Annotated in this window: 18 protein-coding genes and 1 pseudogene; 10 read left to right on the top strand and 9 right to left on the bottom strand. The window is 71.6% G+C overall.

The window, feature by feature from the left end; translation table 11 throughout:
• Window positions 1-56 precede the first annotated feature (56 nt).
• Complete coding sequence (locus AB0C28_RS31485; protein ID WP_358079597.1) at window positions 57-1268, bottom strand: aminotransferase class I/II-fold pyridoxal phosphate-dependent enzyme; 1212 nt, start codon at window positions 1266-1268, stop codon at window positions 57-59.
• Window positions 1265-1732 carry a DUF664 domain-containing protein gene (locus AB0C28_RS31480; RefSeq protein WP_357858737.1) on the bottom strand — a complete coding sequence of 156 codons (468 nt, stop codon included), beginning with the start codon at window positions 1730-1732 and terminating at the stop codon, window positions 1265-1267. The genes AB0C28_RS31485 and AB0C28_RS31480 overlap by 4 nt, the downstream gene beginning before the upstream one ends.
• 81 nt (window positions 1733-1813) lie before the next feature.
• Here AB0C28_RS31480 and AB0C28_RS31475 point away from each other — a divergent pair, with 81 nt between their 5' ends.
• On the top strand, window positions 1814-2371 hold the full coding sequence (locus AB0C28_RS31475; RefSeq protein WP_358079595.1) for a CGNR zinc finger domain-containing protein: 558 nt from the start codon (window positions 1814-1816) through the stop codon (window positions 2369-2371).
• Window positions 2372-2450: 79 nt separating this feature from the next.
• On the opposite strand, the gene AB0C28_RS31470 is transcribed toward AB0C28_RS31475, so the two are convergent.
• Window positions 2451-3203, bottom strand: a complete 753-nt coding sequence (locus tag AB0C28_RS31470) for a hypothetical protein (protein ID WP_358079593.1) — start codon at window positions 3201-3203, stop codon at window positions 2451-2453.
• A gap of 26 nt (window positions 3204-3229) precedes the next feature.
• Window positions 3230-3820 carry a TetR/AcrR family transcriptional regulator gene (locus AB0C28_RS31465; protein WP_357858728.1) on the bottom strand — a complete coding sequence of 197 codons (591 nt, stop codon included), beginning with the start codon at window positions 3818-3820 and terminating at the stop codon, window positions 3230-3232.
• 78 nt (window positions 3821-3898) lie between these two features.
• Between AB0C28_RS31465 and AB0C28_RS31460 the strand changes: the two genes are divergently transcribed.
• Window positions 3899-4918 (top strand): hypothetical protein, encoded by a 1020-nt coding sequence (locus AB0C28_RS31460; RefSeq protein WP_358079591.1) that lies wholly within the window; start codon window positions 3899-3901, stop codon window positions 4916-4918.
• A 22-nt stretch (window positions 4919-4940) separates the two neighbouring features.
• On the opposite strand, the gene AB0C28_RS31455 is transcribed toward AB0C28_RS31460, so the two are convergent.
• From AB0C28_RS31455 to AB0C28_RS31445, 3 genes and pseudogenes are all read right to left on the bottom strand, one after another.
• On the bottom strand, window positions 4941-7283 hold the full coding sequence (locus tag AB0C28_RS31455) for a DUF4132 domain-containing protein (RefSeq protein ID WP_358079900.1): 2343 nt from the start codon (window positions 7281-7283) through the stop codon (window positions 4941-4943).
• 76 nt (window positions 7284-7359) lie between these two features.
• Complete coding sequence (locus AB0C28_RS31450) at window positions 7360-8118, bottom strand: SDR family oxidoreductase (RefSeq protein ID WP_358079589.1); 759 nt, start codon at window positions 8116-8118, stop codon at window positions 7360-7362.
• Between the two features lie 138 nt (window positions 8119-8256).
• Window positions 8257-8853, bottom strand: a pseudogene (locus AB0C28_RS31445) (class I SAM-dependent methyltransferase); the annotation flags it as partial.
• Window positions 8854-9510: 657 nt separating this feature from the next.
• Here AB0C28_RS31445 and AB0C28_RS31440 point away from each other — a divergent pair.
• The 4 genes from AB0C28_RS31440 (at window position 9511) to AB0C28_RS31425 (ending at window position 13268) form a co-directional block, all read left to right on the top strand.
• A complete protein-coding gene (locus tag AB0C28_RS31440; RefSeq protein ID WP_346114296.1) occupies window positions 9511-9717 on the top strand; it encodes a ferredoxin in 207 nt (68 codons plus the stop codon).
• The gene (locus tag AB0C28_RS31435; RefSeq protein WP_357858718.1) at window positions 9714-10985 is read left to right on the top strand and encodes a cytochrome P450; all 1272 of its coding nucleotides are present in this window, start codon (window positions 9714-9716) and stop codon (window positions 10983-10985) included. The genes AB0C28_RS31440 and AB0C28_RS31435 overlap by 4 nt, the downstream gene beginning before the upstream one ends.
• A 90-nt stretch (window positions 10986-11075) precedes the next feature.
• Window positions 11076-12497, top strand: a complete 1422-nt coding sequence (locus AB0C28_RS31430) for an aldehyde dehydrogenase family protein (RefSeq protein ID WP_357858715.1) — start codon at window positions 11076-11078, stop codon at window positions 12495-12497.
• A 117-nt stretch (window positions 12498-12614) separates the two neighbouring features.
• A complete protein-coding gene (locus AB0C28_RS31425) occupies window positions 12615-13268 on the top strand; it encodes a PHP domain-containing protein (RefSeq protein ID WP_358079587.1) in 654 nt (217 codons plus the stop codon).
• Here the strand turns inward: AB0C28_RS31425 and AB0C28_RS31420 are convergent.
• Both AB0C28_RS31420 and AB0C28_RS31415 read right to left on the bottom strand, forming a co-directional pair.
• A complete protein-coding gene (locus AB0C28_RS31420) occupies window positions 13235-13912 on the bottom strand; it encodes a TetR family transcriptional regulator (RefSeq protein WP_357858709.1) in 678 nt (225 codons plus the stop codon). The two genes, AB0C28_RS31425 and AB0C28_RS31420, sit on opposite strands and share 34 nt — an antisense overlap.
• Window positions 13909-15117, bottom strand: a complete 1209-nt coding sequence (locus tag AB0C28_RS31415; RefSeq protein ID WP_358079585.1) for a cytochrome P450 — start codon at window positions 15115-15117, stop codon at window positions 13909-13911. The genes AB0C28_RS31420 and AB0C28_RS31415 overlap by 4 nt, the downstream gene beginning before the upstream one ends.
• 177 nt (window positions 15118-15294) lie before the next feature.
• Between AB0C28_RS31415 and AB0C28_RS31410 the strand changes: the two genes are divergently transcribed.
• The 4 genes from AB0C28_RS31410 to AB0C28_RS31395 all read left to right on the top strand — a co-directional run.
• A complete protein-coding gene (locus AB0C28_RS31410) occupies window positions 15295-16728 on the top strand; it encodes an MFS transporter (RefSeq protein WP_358079583.1) in 1434 nt (477 codons plus the stop codon).
• A gap of 183 nt (window positions 16729-16911) precedes the next feature.
• Complete coding sequence (locus AB0C28_RS31405; protein ID WP_357858701.1) at window positions 16912-17298, top strand: hypothetical protein; 387 nt, start codon at window positions 16912-16914, stop codon at window positions 17296-17298.
• 23 nt (window positions 17299-17321) lie between these two features.
• Window positions 17322-17708, top strand: coding sequence for a hypothetical protein (locus AB0C28_RS31400; RefSeq protein WP_358079581.1), 387 nt, complete (start codon window positions 17322-17324; stop codon window positions 17706-17708).
• A 102-nt stretch (window positions 17709-17810) separates the two neighbouring features.
• On the top strand, window positions 17811-18200 hold a 390-nt coding region (locus tag AB0C28_RS31395; RefSeq protein WP_358079579.1), incomplete at its 3' end, for a response regulator transcription factor.

The following is an 18200-nucleotide window of genomic DNA, read 5'->3' as shown; positions in this document are numbered from 1 at the left end:
TCCCTTCGGCGGCCCGGCCCCCCGCCGCTCACGGCCGCGGTGACGGTGCGGACGGTTCAGCCGGTCCCCGGTCGCTCACGGCCGCGGCGGCGGGCGGTGGTGAGGCGGTCGAGGATCTCAGTGAGGTTGGGGGTGCTGGTCGCGAAGTTGAGCCGGGCGAACGCGCTGGTGTCGACCGTCGTGTGCTGGGAGAACTCGGCCCCCTCGCTGAGCTTGACCCGCGCCAGGCGTTCCAGCCGCGCCGCGGGCTCGTCGCCCCCGACGGGGCTCGCGGTGAAGTCGAGCCAGCTCAGGTACGTGCCCTGCGGCGAGTGGTAACCCGGGTCCCACGGCAGGGAAGCCGCCCACTCCTCGATCAGCCGCCGGTTGCGTTCCAGGGTGCGCATGAGCTCCACCAGCCAATCCTCCGACCGCTGCCAGGCGGCCAGGGTGGCGACCCGGCTGAGGATGCTCGGCGTGCCGAAGAAGTCGAGCGGCGCTCTGGCCAGCGCGTCGTGCAGCCGGTCAGGGCCGACGTGCGCGACGGCGCAGCGCAGGCCCGCGATGTTGAACGCCTTGGTCGCCGACGTGGTCGTGACCGTGCGCGCGGCGGCCGTGCCGACCAAGGCGAACGGCACGTGCCGGTGCGGAGCGAACACCAGGTCGGCGTGGATCTCGTCGGCCAGCACCACCAGGTCCAGCTCCTCGGCGGCTGCCGCGTACGCGCTCAGCTCGCCGGGCGTCAGGACGCGGCCGGTCGGGTTCTGCGGGTTGACCAGCACCAGCAGGCGGCAGCCCTGTTCGCGCAGGTGCCCGGCCAGGTCGCCGGTCGGGGGATGCCAGCCGTTCTCGTCCCGGCTCATGGGCAGCGGCACGATCCGCCGTCCCGCCCGTTCGATGCTGGCCAGGAACGGCGGGTAAGCGGGCACGTGGATCGCGACGCCGTCGCCCGGCGCGGTGGCGTACTCGATGACGACCTGGAGCACCTGCAGCAGGTCGGTGAAGACGCGGGTCCGGCCGGGGCTCGGGCGCCAGCCGTGGCGGACGGCCATGCGTTCCTCGAACGCCGCCACCACCGGGTCCTCGCCCTGCCAGTACGGGTAGCCGAAGTCGGCGCGCCCGGTGACGTGCAGGATGCTCTCGCTCACGGCGGGCGGGACGCCGAAGTCCATGTCGGCCACCCACGCCCCGATGGTGCCCCGTGGCAGTGAGCCCCACTTGACGCCGTGGCCCGAGCGCAGCCGTTCGACGTCGATGGCCTCGAAGGGGCCGGTCGGCAGGCCGGTCACGGCGTCGCCTCGGCGAGGATGGCGTCGCGCAGGATCTCCATCTGGCCGTGGTGCTGGGCGAGCTCCTCGTACACGTGCAGCAGCGCCGCGCCCTGGGTCAGCCGGCGGTCGGGGCCGAGGAAGCTCGCGGGCGGCGTGCCACGCAGCCCGGCGGCGGGGACGGCGGCGCGCACGTCCTCGGCGAGCCTGGCCCGCACCGCCGTCACGTCCTCCAGCAGCGGTCCGACGGGGCCGGCGCTGGCGAACTCGCCGTCGCGGTCGCGGGCGACCTCGCGTCCCGCCACGAGCGCTCCGGCCCAGTACGAGGTCACCCCGAGGCAGTGGGTGAGCAGCGCGTACGGCGAGTTGGCGCCCGGCAGCGGCGGCCTGGTGTTGGCCAGCCGATCGCCGAGACCGGCGACGATGGCGGCCATGCCGTCCAGGGCGCGATCGACGTAATAGAGGTAGTCGTCTTCGGTGATCAACCTGAGTCTCCCGCATGTAACCGGCTTAGATGGTGTACGGCAACCTTGCGGCATCCGGCTGTAACCCGTCAAGATGGTGTCGTGACTTTCGTCTTCGTCAGCGGCAACCTGGCCCTCGACTTCGCCGGCACCCTCAAGTGGCGCCGCAGTGAGCCGGAAGAGCTGCTCGCCACCCCTGCCGACCTGGGCCGATGGGCCGTCGAGGCCGGGGTGACGAGCCAGGCGCCGGCGGTCGGCGACGCCGACCTGCGGCGGTTGCGCACGTTGCGCGAGTCCGTCTATCGGCTCGTCATCCACGGCATGAACGGTCTCCCCTGGCCGGACGGCGACCTGCGCGCCGTCAACTGGGAGGCGGCCGAGGCGCCTCCGGGGGTGCGGCTGACCGCCGCGGGGATCGTCCGAACGGGAGACGCCGGCGCGCTGGCCGCCGCCGTGGCCCGCTCGGCGGCCGAACTGCTCGGCGAGCTGAGTGAGCTGCGTGTGCGGGAGTGTGCCCTGGTGGAGTGCACCCGCCTGTTCATCGACCGCTCCCGGGGCGGCAACCGGCAGTGGTGCGGGATGGAGGAGTGCGGCAACCGCGTCAAGGTGGCCAACTACCGCTCACGCAAGAATGCGACCGCCGGGACGCCGACCCCATGACGAGGCCCGGCCGGCGCGCGAGCCGCACGGGACCGGGGCCCGGCCGCACAGGAGCTCGCGTGGGGCACTCAGCCGAAGATCACGTGCCGTGGGCGCGGGAGGCATCCCGCTCGTCGCCGCGAGCGGCGGCGAAGAGAAGTTCGGGCTCGGTGATCGCGCCGTGCCACCGGCTGAGCGCGGCGGCGGCCTCGGTGATGTCGTCGGCGTTCATCCTCCAGCACAGGGCCGTTCCTCCCTGCTCCTGAAACGCGGCGCAGTTGTCCGCTAGATCATCGATGAGCAGCGCGTCCGCAAAGGTCAGTCCGTGCCGGCTCAGCCAGGGCCCGAAGAACCCGACAGGGCCTTCGCTCTTGAGCACGGCGACATCACTGGAACAGATCAGGTCGTCCCACACGAAAGCCCACTCGGCGAACGTCTCCGAACGAGGCCCCGCCGGGCGCCGGTTCCCGCGCACCCGCCGGAACGTGTCGGCGAAGCAGTCCATGTTGTCGGTGGACACGACGATCGAGGCATGTGCCTTGACCTCCCGGAGCATCCTGATCAACGGAACGTTGACCTTCATCCGGGCACAGTCGGCCAGCAACCGGCGCTGGAGGAAGTCGTCGCGGAACCGGCGGTCCAGCCGGATGCCCATGCCCGCGATGACCTGAGCGGCCGACACCTCGCCCTTCATCCAGGCGTGCGCCCCGTCACCGGCGAAGATCCGAGCGAGGCTCGCCACCAGTTGCGAGTGCAGCGGATGCCGGGCGTCGTCCCTGATGGACGCCCAGAAGGGGTCGCGGGAAAGCACGCCGTGCCAGTCGACGAACACCACCCGGCCGGAACGTGGCACCTGCTTCCTCCTTCGCATAGGCGGCATCAGCTCAAAGCCTCGGTGGCGATGCCGCCGACGGTCAGGTCCGCCAGTGCCGTGATGGCCGCGGCAACGGTGGTACGCCCCCGATTCAGCTCCGCGGCGATCGACTCGGCCGCGCCCAGCACGCCGACGCAGCACAGCCGCAGGGCGTCCGGCGTGAGCCCTGAGTAGGGCCGCAGGACGGTGACCATGAGGTCCGTGTAGCCGTCGAGCAGCTCGCGCTCGATCGCCTCCATCTCCTGGCTGCCCTTGAGCGCGGCCGAGACGGCGGTCCACTCCGGCATGTCGGTGGCGCAGGCGAAATAGGCGGCGCTCAGGACGCGGGCGATCTCGCGGGGGACAGCCGGGGCGTCGCGCAGAGCCTGCTCCGAGGCGGCCCGGTGCCGTTCTTCGAGCCGCCGGTAGAGCGCGATCAGCAGGCCGGAGCGGGTGCCGAAGTGGTCGTAGACGATCGGCCTGCTCACGCCGGCGGCCTCGGCGAGGCTGAGCAGGGTCAGGCTGTCGGTGCCGTGGGCGCGCACGATCGCCATGGCGGTGTCGAGTAGCTGCTCCCGCCTGGCCGGCTTGGACAGGCGGGTCGATCCGGTGGCCAATCGTCCTCCCTTGCGTCGCCTGTCATCCTAAGCTACAAAATGTAAGTTACAGAATGTAGGTTAGCGAGAGGATATCACGTGGAGCACTCCGTACTGATCATGGGCGGATCCGGCCAGGCGGGCGCGGCGACCGCGGCCCTCCTGCGCCGCTGGCACCCGGAGCTGCCGCTGACCATCGCGGGCCGCGATCTCGGCCGCGCCCGGCGGGTCGCCGGCGAACTGGGCGGCGCGACCGCCGCGACCATCGATCTGCGGCGCGGCGACCTCGGCCTCCAGGAGACCGGCGGCCACTCGGCGGTCGTGGCGTCGGTGCGGGACAACCATCTGAACGGACTGCGGTACGCGCAGGACCGCGGCCTGCCGTACGTCAGCATCTCCAGCGGCCTGGTCGACATCGGACCCGAGGTGGTCGCGGCCGGCCTGCGAGCCGGCGCGGCGCCGATCCTGCTGGCCAGCCACTGGTACGCGGGGCTCGTCGTGCTCGCGGTGCTCGGCCTCGCCGGGGAGTTCGGCCGGCTCGACACCATCGAGGTCAGCGGCGTACTGGACGAACAGGACAGCGGCGGCCCCGCGGCCGTGGCGGACCTGGAACGCCTGCTGGCCGCCACCTCAGCGGGGCACGTCCGCCGCGACGGCGTCTTCCACTGGGTGAGCGGCCCCGACGCGGAGGTGGAGGTCACCGGCGTGGACGGCGCCGTGCTGCCCGGCCAGATCGTCCCCATCCTCGACGTGCCGAGCCTGGCCCTCGCGACGGGCGCGCCCAACGTGCGCTTCGCGTTCGCGATCGGCGAATCGGCGGGCAGGCGGCGCGGTGGGCCCCCGTCCACGGAGGTCAGGATCGACCTCGAAGGCGTGGACCGCGCGGGCGCACCGCTCAGGACGAGCCGCCACCTCCTCCACCCCGAGGGGCAGCGACCTCTGACGGCGCTCGGGGTCGCCCTCGGCGTCGAACGGCTGCTCGGCCTGCGCGGCGGCGCCCCCGTGCCGCCCGGCCTGCACACCCCCGAGGCGTTGATCGACCCCGCGTACGCGGCCGAGCGGATGGCGGAGATCGGCGTCACCTTCGCGGACGTCGCGGGCGCGCCACCCGCACGGTGATCGCCGGTGGCGGGGTGGCCGGTCAGTGAAGCTGATGGGTGATCGTCGGGTCGGTGATCGCCGTGTCGTCCGCCAGGAGGAACGCCTTCGACAGGATCACCGACAGCGTCCCCCCGTCGTCCTCGAACGGCAGGAACACCGACCCGGCCGCGCCCCCGGTCGCCGGGACGATGCACAGGTACGTGTCGTTGGGCTCCATCAGGATGTTCGCCGACCCTAGATGGATCTTGTACGTCCGCAGATCACCCCGGACGAGCAGAAACCGGTCGGTCAGCTCTGTTCGCGAGGCGATCCGCAGTTTCGGCAGCAGCCGCGCCAGCACCTCGCGCCGGGTCCTGGCCGTCTCCGTCAGCTCGCCGAAGCCGTGGGAGCGCCAATAACGTTCGTGGCCTGCCGTCGCCTGGTCGTCGCGGGCGACCGAGGCCACGCCCACGGCGAGATCGACGTCGCGGAGGATCTCGGAGAGCACCAGCGTCGGCAGCTCGGCGACCGACGCCGGTCGCCCGTCGCGGTGGAAGGTGATGCTCTCGGTGGCACACAGCATGGGCTCGATCCCGTAGGCGGAGACGATGTGCATCGCCCAGCGGGCCTGCCAGCCCGCCAGGTCGCGCATCACCTCGCCCTGGCCGCCGCCGTTCACGGAGTCCCAGTGGCCGATCGACCTGCCGGTCCAGCCGCGCTGGCCCAGCAGGGTCCTGGCCTGGCCGTAGCGCAGCACGTGACCGGCGAAACGACGGGAGAAGGTGCCGGTTCGTTCCTCGGCGGGGGTCAGCGGGTAGAGCTCGCGGAAGACCTGCTTGAACGGCTGGCGTACCCCGCTTTCGAGCAGGCGGTCGCGCCACGCGGCCACTTCGCCGGCGCTCGCGTGAATCGGGTGCCACAGACCTGCCACGGCGTCGGGGTCGGGGCGGTGGCCGGCCAGTTCCCAGCCGCCGGCCGTCCTGACCGGCAGGTCCGCGGGGCCGCCGGCGATCCGCCAGACCAGGGCGCGGGCGTACGGGCCGGTGACGGGGTGGTCGAGGAAGTACTCGCTCACCTCGCGCCAGCGCCACGTCCGTTCATGGACGATCGCCTGTTCCAGGCGGAACCGTTCGGCCGCCTGCGCCAGCTTGAGCTCCTTCAGCACGGCCCGCAGATCGGACAGCTCCGCGCGCAGCTCCTTCGGCAGCGACCTGACGGTCTTGCCGGCGGCGTTCACGTAGCGCAGGGCGGGCACGTCGGCGTACAACCGGACCCGGTAGTCGCCGATCTTCTCCTCGCGGACGCCGTCGGCGTCCAGGCCGAAGGTGGGAACCGCCCGGTCGAGCAGCTGCTCGCGGCTCAGCCCGTTCTCGGCGGCCACCGCGTCGAGGGCGAGGCTCAGATTCCGCTGTACGGACCTCGCCCGCACCTTCGCCTGGATCCTGGACAGCGGGACGATCACGTCGAGCCCGCCCCTGCGGGCCAGGACGCCGACGGCGGCGTTGGTGACGGGCTCGCAGCGGCACGTGGAGCCCATGCCGTTGCTGCCGGTGCCGCAGGTCATCGCGACGTCGGTGACGAGCGAGGTCACCCAGCGCTCGTCGACGACCTGACAGGTCCACAGGATGCCGCGCACCACGACGATGGTGTCCTCCCTGAGGAAGACCTTGTCCTGCCACTCCCCCTCGCCATGGCGGACGACCCACTCTCCGCCCCGGTAGGCCACCAGCCGGGTGAGCAGCTCACGGACCAGGGCGACCGCGCCGGGGGTGAGCATCCGCTCGGCGTTCCTGAGCCAGCGGGCGCTCGGCCTGGTCGAGCGGGCGGTGTTCCAGTGGCGTAACAGGGGCCGCAGCTCGGCCAGGCGCGGGCCGTACTCCTCGGCCAGCATGCGGGCGAAGTGGTCGGTGTCTCCGATTTCAGTGCGGACCACCCCGGCCGGGCCGTTCGCGGCGGGTTCGGTGAGCAGGTCGCTCACCTGCTCGGCCAGGAGCGCCCGCGCCTCCTTCAGCCCCGGCCCGGCCGTCAACCAGCGCAGCAGCTCGCGGCGGCGCTGGTGGTCGAACCGGCGGGCGGCCGCGAGCGGGATCCGGAACAGCTCCTCGTAGCGGGTGTGACCCTGCCGCCCCGCCCAGTAGCACGCCCGCTCCATGAGGTGATGCGCTTGCCGGTAGGTGAAGTCGATGTCGCGCTCGGCCACCGACCTGACCACGCGCAGCACCCGCTCGTCGTAGTCGTGGCCGCCTTCCGGCCCCAGCCAGAGTTTCATGTGGGCGTAAGTCCCGTAGGTCCCCCAGTCGACGCCGGGTTCGGGATCGGATCCCTGCTCGGTGAGCTCGTCGAACCGCTGGTAGACGGCGCTCATCTCCGGGCCCAGGTGGTCCCATTTGCCCGCTGACGTCATCACACGACTCTCCTCACGATCGGAAGATCATGAATACCAGCCAGGACCGACACTCCAGGGCGGGCTGACGAGGCGTCTAGAGGTTGAAGCCGCCCGAGATCTCGATGTTCTGGGCGGTGACCCAGCGGCTCTCGTCGGAGACCAGGGTGGCGATCATCGCGCCGATGTCGTCGGGCTCGCCGAGCCGGCCGAGCGCGGTCCTCGCCGCGAGGGCCGGGATGACCTCGGGGAAGCGGGTGAAGGCGTCGCCGCCGAGCCGGGTGCGGGTCGGTCCGGGTGAGACGGAGTTGACGCGGATGCCCCTCGTGCTGAACTCCTTGGCCATGTACCGGGTCAGCACGTCGATGCCGCCCTTCATCGACGCATAGACCAAGTAGCCCGGCTCCAGGCCCGCCGTCGCCGCCGAGCTGCTGCTCGTGTTGACGATGGCGCCGCCGTCCGCCATCAGGGGCAGCAGCCGCTGGGTGAGGAAGTACGGCCCCTTGAGCAGGACCCGCATGAGCTTGTCGAACGTCTCCTCGCTCGTGTCCACGATCAGCGACGCCTCGCTGGAACCGGCGTTGTTCACCAGGTAGTCGAAGGTGTCGCGCTGCCAGGTGTCGCGCAGCGCGCCGGCCACCGCGTCCCTGAAGGCCGCGAAGCCGGCGACGTCGCCGAGGTCCAGGTGGAGGGCGACGGCTTTACCGCCGTCCTTCTCGATGGCGGCGGCCGTGTCCAGCCCAGCTCGCTCGTTGCCGCCGTAGGTCAGGATGACTCCGGTTCCGCGCTTGGCGATCTCGATGGCGGCGCTCTGCCCGATGCCGGAGCTGGCGCCCGTGACGACGGCGACCTTCATGATGGATATTCCTCCTGCGAACGTGTCCGCTCTTTGCGATACCTCCATTAAACTGGCTTGACCTGCGGGAACCCTAGAACGTTCCTCGCCCGTACTTGCATATTCCTCTCGGATACGAGAACCGAGGCGGGCCGCTCACTATGCGGCTTCCAGAACGAAGAACAAGAAGCACAGGAACCTCGTGCGCGTGGGCTCGAACTCGCGCAGCTCCTCGGGGAACCGTTCGCGGGCTTCGGGCACGAACGGCGGCTCGCTGATGACGCTGATCCGAAAGCCCGCCGCCGTGAAGGACTCGGTCATCGCGTGCAGCGGCCGGTCCCAGAACCTCATCTTCGTGCTCTGCCCGCCCATGGTCCATTCGTCGGTCCTGCTACGGGTTTCGAAGTATCTGGGCTTCTCCCCGGCCAGGTGCTGGAAGAGAGTGACGCTGAAAGGATGGTCGACCGAGACGAGGAGCCTGCCACCCGGCTTCAGCACGCGTCGCAGCTCGGCCAGCGTCGGCGCCCAGTCTTCCAGGTAGTGCAGCACCAGGGACGCGACGACGTCGTCGAACGCCTCGTCGGGGAAGGGCAGCGGGGCGGCCAGGTCGGCGACCCGCAGATCGGCGTCGGCGCCCAGCCGCTTTCTGGCCAGCTCCAGCATCCCGGCGCTCGCGTCGACGCCGGTCACGACGGCGCCTCGGTCGCGCAACTCGGCGAACAGCGGGCCCGCGCCGCAGCCGGCGTCGAGGATCCGCCATCAGCGCCAGTACCGCCTTCTTCTTGGACACCGACAGGTCGTAGACGAGGATGCCGTGGATCGTGCTCGACCCGCCTTCGTCGAAGTACCCCGAGCCTCGCAGGCCCGGCCCGCTGTACTTGTGGTAGATGCGGTCGGCCTTGAAGGAGAGGGTCAGCCTGGTGATGCCGAAGCTGGGGTCGACCGGGAACGAGACCTTCTTGGTGATGGTGATCTTGCAGTTGCCGTCGTAGCAGGCACGCAGGTTGGGCTTGGCGGCGGCGAAGGCGGCGGGAGCGACGGCGGGGACGAGAGCGAGGGACGCGGCCACCGCCAGGGCGGCGGTCCTGATCGTGGCGGACATGATCCTCCTTGAGTTCCGCTGGCGGATGGAATGGAATGTCCTGAGCGCGCCCAATATCAGCCCATTCCTCGGGGACCGGTCCCGGAGTGGTGGGCGCGGTGAGCGCTGCTCCTCTTCGCGCTGGACTCAGCAGACCTTGGGGGCCGGCGGGGGGACATCGACGCCCGGACCCTGCGCTCCGGCCTCCACGCACTCCTCGCGCCCGGGACCTGACCCGAGCCGGCTCTGCCCCCGTGGGGTTGACGGGACAAATGAACGCTTTTTTAATTCGCTCAACGACGTGTCCCACAACAGACGGGAAACGAGAGCCCATGAAGGTACAGATCGACTCCGGACGATGCCATGGTCACGGGCGCTGCTACGACCTGGCGCCCGGGCTGTTCGGCGAGGACGACGAGGGCTACGGCACGGTGCTCGGCGGTGGCCCCGTACCGCCGGAGCAGGAGGAAGGGGCGCGCCTGGCCTCGTCCAACTGCCCGGAACGCGCGATCGAGGTGCTGGACGGAGCACTGCGATGACGGCCGGCGAGCGCTTCGGCGAGGAGCTGGAGGAGCAGCGCAAGAGCCGCCCGATCGGCACCGTCACGGAGATCGTCACCGACCCGGTCTCGGACTGGGCGACCGACTTCTCCCATGTCGATCCCGTATGGGCGGCCGATCCTTATCCGATCCAGGACGACCTGCGGCAGCGCTGCCCGATCGCGCACACCGAGCGGTTCGGCGGGGTGTGGCTGCCCACCAAGTACGAGGACGTCGCCGCGGTCGCGTACGACACCGAGCGCTTCACCTCCCGGGCCATCATCGTGAGCAACGTGCGCCCGCCGAAGGAGCTGGCCCCGGTGGGGGCCGTGCCGCCGATCTCCTCCGATCCGCCCTTCCACCACGACGCCAGGAAGCTGCTGCTGCCGGCGTTCACCAAGTCGGCGGTGGCCAAGCGGGAGGAGGCGACCAGGGCGTTCTGCCACGCGCTGATCGACCGGATGGAGGGCCGGGAGGTCGTGGACGCCGCCCGCGAGTACGCCCAGCACATCCCGATGCGGGTGATCTCCGACATGCTCGGCTTCCCGCCGGAGGACGGCCCGCGCTTCGCCCGGTTCGTCGAGATCGCGCTGGAGAGCATCAACCGGCCGCAGGACGAGCGGCTGCAGGGCTTCGACCAGCTCACGGACTACCTGGTGGCGCAGATTCAGGATCACGTCGCCAACCCGCGTGACGACCTGACGACGTACCTCATCAACGCCGAGCTCTACGGCCGCAAGCTGGACCCCTTGCACGTCGTCGGCACGATGACGCTGCTGCTCATCGCGGGGATCGACACGACGTGGAGCGCGATCGGCGCGTCCCTGTGGCACCTGGCCAAGACGCCGGCCGACCGCGAACGGCTGGTGGCGGAGCCGGGGCTGCTGCCGACCGCGATGGAGGAGTTCCTGCGCGCCTACGCGCCGGTCACCATGGCCCGCCTGGTCAGAGAGGACATGAACTGGAACGGCGTGGACATGAAGGCCGACGACTGGATCCTGCTCTCCTTCCCCGCCGCCAACCGCGATCCGGCCCAGTTCGAGCGGGCCGGCGAGGTGGTCATCGACCGTGAGGTGAACCGGCACGCCGCCTTCGGGCTGGGCATCCACCGCTGCGTGGGCTCCCACCTGGCCCGGATGGAGCTGCGGGTGGCGCTGGAGGTCTGGCTGGAGCGTGTCCCGGTGTTCGAGCTGGCCGATCCGGCGTCGGTGACGTGGGCCGCCAGCCAGGTGCGCGGGCCTCGTGCGCTCCCCCTGCGCATCGGCTGATCCGGCGGGCATGGCCCACGCCCTGGACGGCGGGATGGAGTGAAACTAGAATCCAAATCTAGAATCTAGCTCCCATACCTGAGGTGGGCCATGCCACATCGGATCTATGTCGACGGCGAGTGGGTTCCGGCCGGCGGCGGCGCGGCGATACCGGTGGTGAACCCCACCACCGAGGAGGCCTTCGAGGAGGTGCCGCGCGGCGACGCCAAGGACGTGGCCAGAGCCGTGGAGGCGGCGGCCGCCGCGCTGCCCGCGTGGTCGGCCCGGCCCGCCGCCGAGCGTGCGGCGCTGTGCGCGGCCGTGGCGGAGGCGTTGCGGGAACGCACGGACGAGCTGGCCGAGATGATCGTGGACGAGCTGGGCATGCCGCTGCGGCTGACCCGGGCCATCCAGGTGGGCGCGCCGGTCCGTACGTTCGCCTCCATGCCCGACATCGCGGCGGGCCTGGAGTTCGAGGAGCGGCTCGGCGACTCGGTGGTCTACCGGGACCCGATCGGCGTGGTCGGCGCGATCACCCCGTGGAACTATCCGCTGCACCAGATCGCCGCCAAGGTCGCCCCCGCGCTCACCGCGGGCTGCACGGTGGTGCTCAAGCCGAGCGAGGTGACGCCGCTCAACGCGTTCGTGCTGGCCGACGTGATGCACGAGGCGGGGTTCCCGCCGGGCGTGTTCAACCTGGTCTCGGGCACCGGGCCGGAGGCCGGGGAGGCGCTGGCCGCGCATCCGCTGGTGGACATGATCTCCTTCACCGGCTCCACCAGGGCCGGGCGGCGGGTCGCCGAGCTGGCCGCCGCCGGGGTCAAGCGCACCGCGCTGGAGCTGGGCGGCAAGTCGCCGAACGTGCTGCTCGACGACCTCGGCGACGCCGCGTTCGAGGACGCGGTACGCAAGGGCGTCGGCGCCTGCTACCTCAACTCGGGTCAGACCTGCTCGGCGCTGACCCGGCTGCTCGTCCCGCGCGAGCGGCTGGCCCGGGCGGAGACGATCGCGGCCGAGGAGGCGCTGACGTACACGATCGGCGATCCCCGCGACCCGGCCACGCGGCTCGGTCCGCTGGTGTCGGCGGTGCAGCGGGAGCGCGTACGCGATCATCTGCGGGCGGCGGCCGAGGACGGCGCGACGATCCTGACCGGCGGGCCCGAGGCCCCCGACGGGCTGGAGCGCGGCTACTACGTGCGCCCGACCGTGCTGAGCGGGGTCACGCCCGAGTCGCGGATCGCCCAGGAGGAGATCTTCGGGCCGGTGCTGGTCGTGCTGCCCTACGACGGGGAGGACGACGCGGTGCGCATCGCCAACGGGACCGCGTACGGGCTGGCGGCCGGCGTGCGCTCCGCCGACCCCGGGCGCGCCCGACGGGTGGCCAGGCGGCTGCGGGCCGGGCAGATCCGCGTCAACGACGGCGCGCACAACGGCCTGGCGCCCTTCGGCGGCTTCAAGCAGTCGGGGTACGGCCGCGAGTACGGCCGCTTCGGGCTGGAGGAGTTCCTCACCACCACGTCCGTTCAGCTCTGACCCTCCGGATGGTCAGACTGGCCGGCGTCGTCACCGCCCTCGGCAGCAGTTCGGCCGCCTGCGGAGTGCGCGATGACCGTTCCACCTGATACGTCTCCTCCTGACACGCGGCGGGACGTGCGCCCTGGATGGGTGCGGGTCGACTGCCACGTGCACACCGTCGCGTCCGGCGACGCCGTCACCACGCTCGGCCAGCTGGCCGAGCGGGTCGCGGCCCACCGGATCGACGTCGTCTGCCTCACCGAGCACAACCTGCTGGCGGGGACGGCGGAGCGGCTGTCGAGGGAGATCGGGGCCCGGGTGGTGCCCGGCGAGGAGATCCGCACCGGCTCGGGCGAGCTGATCGGGCTGTTCCTGACCGAGCGGGTCCCGTACGTGCTGGCGGCCCGGGAGGTGGTGCGGCGGATCCGCGCGCAGGGCGGGATCGTGTGCGCGCCGCACCCGTACGACCCGCTGCGCTCGGGCGTCGGGGCCGAGCTCGGCGCGATGTGCGCGGCCGGGCTGATCGACGCGGTGGAGGTGTTCAACGCCAAGGCCGCCGACCAGGAGCACAATCGGGCCGCGCTGCGGACGGCGCTGGCGTACGGGCTGCCCGGCACGGTGGGCTCGGACGCGCACGATCCGGACGGGGTCGGGGCGGCGTATCTGGAGATGCCCGACTTCGACGGCCCCGGCTCCTTCCTGGACGCCCTGCGCGAGGCGGAGCGATATGGCGAGTACCGCCCGCACGCGCCCCGCTACCCGCCCAGGCCCCGGCCGGGAACACGCTGATCGGGCCGCCGCACACCACCGGCCGACGTACCGAGAGCCTCGGTGAGGCCGGTGATGGCCGTGACCAGGTCGGCGCCCAGCCGCCGCCAGGCCGCGGCGGCCACCGCAGCGGGCGGCTGCTCCCGGGCCAGCTCCGTCTCCAGCTCGGCCGACATGTGCACGATGAGCTGCCGGGTCATGTCCTTCGACCGGCCGACGCCGGAGCCGTGGGAGTCGTGCAGGCGGCGCAGGGAGGCCGTGTTCAGGTGCGCCCGCACGGCGTACTCGCGCAGCGCCGGCTCGACCGTGACCTGCGCGAGGAAGCGGCCGTACCAGGAGGGTGTGCCCAGCTCTATGTGGTGCTCGATGCGGGGCAGCACGATGTGGCGGACCCGGTCGCGCGGGCCGGGCTCGCCCTGGCGGGCCGCCAGGGCGAGCCGGTGCCGTTCGATCGCCTCGGCGTGCTCGGCCAGGATCGCCTTGATCAGGTCGTCGCGGCCGGAGAAGTGATACTGCACCGCCGACTTGTTGCGCTGCCCCGCCGCCTCCCCGATCTGCCGCAGGGACACCTCGGCCAGGCCGTGGGTGGCGTACAGGCGCTCGGCCGTACGCATGATCACGGTCCTGGCCAGGACGGCACGAGCCGACGCCGGGGCGGTTGTCACCAGGTGACCCAGACGTCCTCGAGCCCGCCGGACAGCAGCCCCTTGCGCAGCCGCAGGCCGTCCACGCCGTCGCGCAGCCGCAGCGTCGGCAGCCTGCGGACGAGCGTGCCGAGCACCACCTGCAGCTCCAGGCGGGCCAGCGGCTGGCCGAGGCAGTAGTGGGAGCCCGCGCCGAAGCTCAGGTGCTGGGCGGCGTTGGCGCGGCGCGGGTCGAACCGCTCGGGCTCGTCGAACCTGCGCGGGTCGCGGTTGGCGGCGGGCCGGCACGGGATGACGGTCGCTCCGGCCGGCACCACGGATCCGTCCAGGTCGGATTCCTCGGTGGCGACGCGGGGGAAGCCGATGACGCTGAGCGTGGTGTCCAGCCGCAGGACCTCCTCCACGGTGCCCTGGATGAGCTCCGGGTCGTCGATGACCGCCTGGTAGCGCTCGCGCTCCGACAGGAGCATGGCCGCCATGATGGCGATCATGTTGGAGGTGGTCTCGTGGCCGGCCAGCAGCAGCGCGCGTACGGTGGCGATGAGCTCCTGGTGGCTGAGCCGCCCGTCCTCGCTGTCGGAGATCTGGGTGAGCTCGCTGAGCAGGTCGTCGCCCGGGTCGGCGCGCCTTTCGTCGACGAGAACGGAGACGTAGGCGTCGAAGTCCCGGTAGGCCTCCTCCACCTCCGCCTGGCTGTAGCGGGTCAGCGTGAGCATGACCTGCGACCAGTGGGCGAACTTGTCCTGGTCCTTGCTCGGCGCGCCGACGAGCGCGCAGATGACCCGTACCGGCAGGGGCAGCCCGAGCCCGGCCGACAGGTTGGCCGGGGAGCCCCACTTGACCATCTCGTCCACGAGCTCGTCGGCCATGGCCTGCACGCGGGGCCGCCACGCCTCCATCCGCTTGATGGTGAAGGAGCGGCTCAGCAGCCGCCGCCAGCGCATGTGCCCCTCCCCCTCCCTCAGGTCCGTGCCCTCACTGGCCCGCGCGAAGATGCCGCCGTCCTTCGTGGTGGACACGCGCGCGGCGTCGCCGCCGCCCCGGCGGAAGCGTGAGTCGGTGAGCACGGTGCGCACGTCGTCGTAGCGGGTGAGCAGGCGGGCGGTGTCGCCGCTGGGCAGCCGCACGTGCGCCACCGGGCAGCCGGCCTGCAGCTCGGCCCACTCCTGCGGCGGCTCCAGCGTGGCGGATCGGTCGAACGGGTAGTTCGGCAGGCTGTCGCTCATCGGCCCTCCATCGTTGACATGTCGATCAACTTTAAGGCGCTCGCCTTAGTTAAACCAGAGCCCGGAGGATTCGGGCATCCGGCGACAGGCGGGGTACGAGTCCCCCGATGTGTGCATGAAACACTCGATGTGTAGAGTGCACACCGCTCTCACGTCGATCACAGAAGGGGGAATCGCGTGGCCGAGCCCGGTTCCGGGGGCCGCCCCCATGGCATCGTCACCGTGATGGCGGTGGCCGGTATCGTCGCCTCTCTCACCCAGACCCTGGTCGTGCCGCTCATCGGCGAGCTGCCGGTGCTGCTCGGCACCTCGGCGTCGAACGCCTCCTGGGTGGTCACGGCCACGCTGCTGGCCGGAGCGGTGACGACGCCGGTGATGGGACGGCTGGGCGACCTGTACGGCAAGCGCCGGATGATGCTCGTCTGCACGGTCCCCCTCGTCCTCGGCTGCGTCGTCTGCGCGCTCGCCGGCTCCCTCGCCCCGATGGTCATCGGCCGCGGGCTGCAGGGCATGGGCATGGGGGTGATCCCGCTGGGCATCAGCGCGCTGCGCGACGTGCTGCCGCCCGACCGGCTGGGCCCGGCCATCGCGCTGATGAGCTCGTCCATGGGCATCGGCGGCGCGCTCGGCCTGCCGGTGGCCGCCGGGGTCGCCGAGTACGCCAGCTGGCGGGCGCTGTTCTGGGCCGCGGCCGTGCTGAGCCTGGCGGTCGGCGTCCTCATCCGGCTGCTGGTGCCGCCCACGCCCGCCGCGGCACGGGGCCGCATCGACCTGGTGGGCGCGCTGGGGCTCGGCGCGGGCCTGGTCTGCCTGCTGCTCGGCGTCTCGAAGGGCGCCGACTGGGGCTGGACCAGCGGCACCACGCTCGGGCTGCTGGCCGCGGCGGCGGTCGTCCTGCCGCTGTGGGGCTGGTGGGAGTTGCGCGTCCGCGACCCTCTGGTCGACCTGCGGGTCACCGCTCGGCCTCAAGTGCTGCTGACCAACGTGGCCTCGATCGTGGTCGGCTTCTCGATGTTCGCCCAGTCGCTCATCGTGATCCAGATCCTGCAGCTGCCCGAGGCCACCGGCTACGGCCTGGGCCAGTCGATGCTGGCCGCCGGTCTGTGGATGGCGCCGTCGGGGCTGATGATGATGGTCATCTCGCCGGTCGGCGCCCGCCTGTCGGCCGCCCGGGGCCCCAAGGTGACGCTGATGGTCGGCAGCCTGGTCATGGCCCTGGGGTACGGCTCCTCCATGTTCCTGCTCGGCAGCCCGTTCGGACTGCTGATCGTCACCTGCCTGTGCGCCGTCGGCATCGGGTTCGCCTACGGCTCGATGCCCGCGCTCATCATGGGTGCGGTGCCCCGCTCGGAGACCGGCGCCGCCAACAGCTTCAACACCCTCATGCGCTCGATCGGCACCACGGTGTCGGCGGCGGTGGTCGGGGTGGTCCTGTCGCAGCTGACCATCGACTTCGGCGGCCGGGCGCTGCCGTCGGAGGCGGGGTTCCGTACCGGCATGCTGATCGGATGCGGGGCCGCGCTGGCCGCCGCGGCGATCACCCTGGCGCTGCCGGGGCGGCGCGACCCCGAGCCGGTGGCCGTGCCCGCCGCCGCCGTCGAGCAGCACTGACCGCGCGGAGCCACCCCGAGCGCGCGGGCACCATCATGCCGCCTTGACCAGCGCGGACGGCGGCCCGACGCGGTCAAGATTCCTTGAACGTCATGACGCGGGGTGGTTCGTGGCGCCGCCGCCTCCCCTGGCTTAGCGTGCCGCTGCAGATCTCTTCTGCGGTTGTACCAAAGGGGGTAATTCATGCTGCGTCATTCCCTGGCCGGCGGTCTCGTCCTGGCCGCCGCCAGCTGTTTCCTGGCCGCCGGATCCGTCGCGCACGCCGACATCTACGCGCCGTACGCGAGGGCCGGCGCGATCGTCGACGCCGACGGGGCACTGAACAACTACAAGAACGTCATCTCCTCCGAGCGGGTCGACACCGGCCGCTACTGCGTGGAGTTCTCCCACAAGGTGGACGTCACCGGCGCCCTGATCCAGATCACCCCGCGTGACCCACGGCGCCTGCCGCACATCGCCTACCGGAACCCGTCCTCGACGTGCGAGGGCCACAACACGCTCGCCATCCACGTCTACAACACCAGCACGGGGCACCTGGCGGACGGCGGCTTCGACGTCACCATCTCCTGACCGGGACAGAAAGGCACAAAGACATGAACACCATCAAGCGCCTGGCCGCGACGGCTCTCACCGCCGCCGCGGTCCTTGCCCCGGTCGCTCCCGCCCTGGCCGACACGCCGTACGCCCAGGCGTCGATCGTGATCGGCAAGGACGGCTCGCCGGTGGGCGACAGCAAGAACGTCGTGCACGCCTGGCAGGTGCGCGAGGGGCTCTACTGCATCATCCTCAGCCATGAGGTCGACCTGGGCGGCCCGGTGGCGGTGCACGCCACGTCGGTGGGCCTGTGGGGCGATCCGCGCTGGCTGAGCGTGACCGTGAAGTCCCCGTGGTGCCACGCGGGCCACCACGGCGTCTCCGTGCGCAGCACCGACGCCGAGGGTCACCCGAGCGACGCCTCGTTCGTCCTGACCGTCTCCTGACGGACCCGAACGGGGGCCCGCCACCATCGTGGCGGGCCCCCGCCGGTTTCTCGGGACTTTCGTCCCTACGCTCGCGGCCACGCCCGCTGTAGCGTCGGAGGCATGATTCGGGTGTTCCTGCTGGACGACCATGAGGTCGTCCGGCGTGGCGTGGCGGCGTTGCTGGAGTCCGAGGACGACATCGAAGTGATCGGCGAGGCGGGCACGGCCGAGTCGGCGATAGCGCGCATTCCCGCGCTCGTGCCGGACGTGGCGGTGCTGGACGTACGGCTGCCGGACGGCAACGGGGTGGACGTGTGCCGCGAGGTGCGCTCCCGGGTGCCGGGGCTGGCGTGCCTGATGCTGACGTCCTTCGCCGACGACGACGCCCTGTTCGACGCGGTCATGGCGGGGGCATCCGGCTACGTGCTCAAGCAGATCCACGGCTCCGACCTGGTCGGCGCGGTCCGCACGGTCGCCTCCGGGCAGTCGCTGCTCGACCCCCAGACCACC

Origin of the sequence: Nonomuraea sp. NPDC048892 (assembly GCF_040649735.1) — a bacterium.
GTDB lineage: Bacteria > Actinomycetota > Actinomycetes > Streptosporangiales > Streptosporangiaceae > Nonomuraea > Nonomuraea maheshkhaliensis.
This window is presented reverse-complemented; position numbering and strand designations above follow the sequence as displayed.